Source organism: Mesorhizobium sp. P5_C1 (assembly GCF_054049815.1).
Genome location: NZ_JBFULQ010001229.1, coordinates 1 through 1,281, shown reverse-complemented (window position 1 = coordinate 1,281; position 1,281 = coordinate 1). Strand labels below are relative to the sequence as shown.

At 59.4% G+C, this 1,281-nt stretch carries 2 protein-coding genes; one reads left to right on the top strand and one right to left on the bottom strand.

What is annotated here, in order from left to right:
- Positions 1-192: 192 nt before the first annotated feature.
- A complete protein-coding gene (locus ACXJ7R_RS35050; protein ID WP_095085151.1) occupies positions 193-600 on the bottom strand; it encodes a hypothetical protein in 408 nt (135 codons plus the stop codon).
- Between the two features lie 120 nt (positions 601-720).
- On the opposite strand from ACXJ7R_RS35050, the gene ACXJ7R_RS35045 reads away from it, so the two are divergent.
- On the top strand, positions 721-1,281 hold a 561-nt coding region (locus tag ACXJ7R_RS35045), incomplete at its 3' end, for a transporter substrate-binding protein (RefSeq protein WP_457155791.1).

Below are 1,281 nucleotides of genomic sequence, written 5' to 3'. Positions count from 1 at the left end.
GTACGGCGCGAGACGCGCTCGGCTATGACGTCGCGAATGACAGGGGAGGATGAAGACGGTGAATTGGCCATTGTGTCTGCCTCTCAAGGTGGATGGTGACGGCGCACCGCTGCCTATCCAGTTTCGGCAACATCCAGATGACATGAGAGAGAGGCAGGCCCGCCGAGGCGGCGGCCATTGCCAGGGAATAACTTACTGGCCGCTTCCTTTGGTGCAGGTCGAGGCGGTGAAGGCGCCGTCGGGCTGTCTCATGATGATGTCGAAGGAGGGCGCACTTTGACCGTCGAGCGTGGCCTGGGTCAGCGACAGCGAGTTGCCGCCAGCCGTATATCCGCCGAGCGGTCCCAGCCAGGAGATCACACCGTTTGCATCCATCTGGTAATTGTAGCCCTGCTGGGCGGTCCCGAAGGTGACTGGGCCGCTGTAGACGTTGCCCTTGATGGTGATGTCACCGAGGTCGAGGAACATGCCAAGCAGGTACACTTCGCAGTGGTAGATGCCGTCGGGCATCTTACCGTCGCTGAAGTCGGCTCGGGCAGTGCCGGTCGCTGCCGCCAGAAGCAATATGCCGATAAAAATGCGTGAAATGCCGGATGCCATGACGTCGCTCGTTTGATGGAATGTTTAACTATCACCCATTATTCGGCATCTCCTGAGCGATTGGCACGGGGGTTGCATTGCATTGTTGCGGTGCAATCAACCAGCCTGGGAGTGTTAGGCATGAGGGGTAATTTCTCGACAATAACAAAAATGTTTTCGGCGAGCGTCGTTGCCGCCGGCCTGTTGATGTCCGCGCCTGCCAGGGCGGCCGACGACACGATCAAGGTCGGCATTCTCCATTCACTGTCCGGGACCATGGCGATCTCTGAGACGACGCTCAAGGACGCCATGCTGATGCTCATCGATGAGCAGAACGCCAAAGGTGGCCTGCTTGGCAAGAAGCTCGAAGCTGTGGTCGTCGATCCGGCCTCCAACTGGCCGCTGTTCGCCGAAAAGGCGCGCGAGCTGATCTCCAAGGACAAGGTCGCCGCGGTGTTCGGCTGCTGGACCTCGGTGTCGCGCAAATCAGTGCTGCCGGTGTTCAGCGAGCTCGACAACATCCTGTTCTATCCCGTCCAGTATGAGGGCGAGGAAAGCGAGCGCAACGTGTTCTACACGGGTGCGGCGCCGAACCAGCAGGCCATTCCGGCCGTCGACTATTTGATGAGCGAGGATGGCGGTTCGGTGAAGCGCTGGGTGCTTGAAGGCACCGACTACGTTTATCCGCGCACAACCAACAAG